Genomic DNA, 1,786 nt, shown 5'->3' on the forward strand with positions numbered 1-1,786 from the left:
GCGCGCCGCCGGCGGCCGGATCGGCGCCACCTTCACGCTGTCCTCCAGCAAGGCGCGCAACCTTTCGGGCACCGGTTCCTGCGCGACCGGGGCATAATGGCTGGAAAGACGCGCGCGCAGCCGTTGATGCGCCTCCAGTCGCGCCGCCAGCGCCGGGTCGTCCGCCACCGCCCGTTCGACGCGGCGCCGATTGACCTCGTCCAGTTCGCCATCGACCAGCGCGATCAGCATGGCTTCGTCAATCCGGCTCATGCCGCTTCTCCCATCAGTTCGATCAACGCGCCACGCCCGCGCACCAGTCGCGATGTCAACGTGCCCATCGGTATCCCCAGCAGTTCGGCCGCTTCACGGTAGGACATCCCATCCACCAGCACGAGCGCGATCGCCTCGCGCTGCTCGTCGGGCAATGCCTGCATCGCCCGATCGACGTCGGCCAGGGCCATATGCGCCTCCACGTCGCGATCGCCGGCATGGCCCACGCCCGCGCCCGCCTCTTCAGGGGCGAAGGTTCTGGCGGCGCGCTGGCGCGCGCGCGCCTCGTCGATCCACAGGTTGCGCATGATCCGATATATCCAACTGTCGAGACGGGTGCCCGGTTGCCATTGGTCGCGCGCCTTGAGCGCCCGTTCCACCGCCGCCTGGCACAGATCGTCGCCATCGGCGCGGTCGCGCGACAGGCTGGCGGCAAAGCGCCGCAACCGGGGCAGGATCGCCAGCAGGTCGCGTTCGAACGACATTGTCTCTCCGTCTCTTGATCCAGGGATGAAACGTCCCGACCCGCTCGTTTAATCCCCATGCCGCGCGACAGATGGACATTTTTTCGCAATGGATGATTTTTCCGGGGAAAGGACCAGTGAAGCGACATGAAACTGATGCGCCCATGGATGGTCGCGGGCCTGATCCTGATGGCGCCGGGCGCGCAGGCCCAGTTGCTGCCCAATGTCGGTCAGGCTGTGCCCGACCTGCTCGGCCGGGTCGAAGGCACGATCGATGCCACCGGCCTCGACCGGTTGTCCCCCGCCAGGATCGCCGACCGGCTGGCGGCGGCGCGCGCGACCCGGATCGGCGGGCTGGTTCGCGCGCATCGCGACCGGATCGAACTGGACGACCGGCGCGAACCCGCCCGGCGCGGCGTCATCCTGCTGACCGGCGCGGACGAGCCGGCGCTCGATGCCGTGCGTACGGCGGGATATGGGGTGGAAACGGACAGGATCGACGGCCTGGACCTGTCGATCGCGCGGCTGGCGGTGCCGCGGGAGCGCAGCCTGGCAAAGGCGTTGCGCGAAGTCCGCAAGCTGGCCCCGCGCGCGCAGGCAAGCGCGGACAATCTCTATTTCCCAAGCGGCGCGGCCCAACCGGTCGCGGTGCAGGCGCTGGCGGCCGGCAGGCGGATCGACGGCCGGGCGGTGGGCCTGATCGACGGCGGGGTGGCGCGCCATCCGGCCCTGACCGCGCCGATCGAACAGCGCGGCTTTGCCGAAGGCGCACCACGCGCCAGCGCCCATGGCACCGCCGTCGCCTCCCTGATCGGCGGCGACGGACTGGTGCGGGGCGCAGCGCCCGGCACGCCCCTGCTCGTCGCGGACGTCTATGGCAGCGATCCGGCCGGCGGCGGCGCCTTCGCCCTCGTGCGCGCGCTGGGGTGGATGGCCGCGCGGGGCGTGCCCGTCGTCACCGTCAGTCTGGTCGGCCCGGCCAATCCGCTGCTGGAAGGCGCGATCCGCCTGGCCCGCGCGCGGGGCGTGACGCTCGTCGCGGCGGTCGGCAATGACGGCCCCGCCGCGCC

At 71.2% G+C, this 1,786-nt stretch carries 3 protein-coding genes; 1 reads left to right on the forward strand and 2 read right to left on the reverse strand.

Annotated features, from left to right (window positions below):
- On the reverse strand, positions 1 to 252 hold a 252-nt coding region (locus C100_RS31895), incomplete at its 3' end, for an anti-sigma factor family protein (protein ID WP_024019074.1).
- Positions 249 to 737 carry an RNA polymerase sigma factor gene (locus C100_RS31900; protein ID WP_024019075.1) on the reverse strand — a complete coding sequence of 163 codons (489 nt, stop codon included), beginning with the start codon at positions 735 to 737 and terminating at the stop codon, positions 249 to 251. The genes C100_RS31895 and C100_RS31900, both read right to left, overlap by 4 nt.
- 126 nt (positions 738 to 863) lie before the next feature.
- Here C100_RS31900 and C100_RS31905 point away from each other — a divergent pair.
- Positions 864 to 1,786 (forward strand): S8 family serine peptidase (locus C100_RS31905; protein ID WP_024019076.1); only part of this gene is annotated, 923 nt, incomplete at its 3' end.

The sequence above is a fragment of the Sphingobium sp. C100 genome, from assembly GCF_000508185.1.
Lineage (GTDB): Bacteria > Pseudomonadota > Alphaproteobacteria > Sphingomonadales > Sphingomonadaceae > Sphingobium.

Coding starts and splice junctions, on each gene's coding strand:
- C100_RS31900 (WP_024019075.1), bottom strand. CDS start 737: ATGTCGTTCGAACGCGACCTGCTGGCGATCCTGCCCCGGTTGCGGCGC.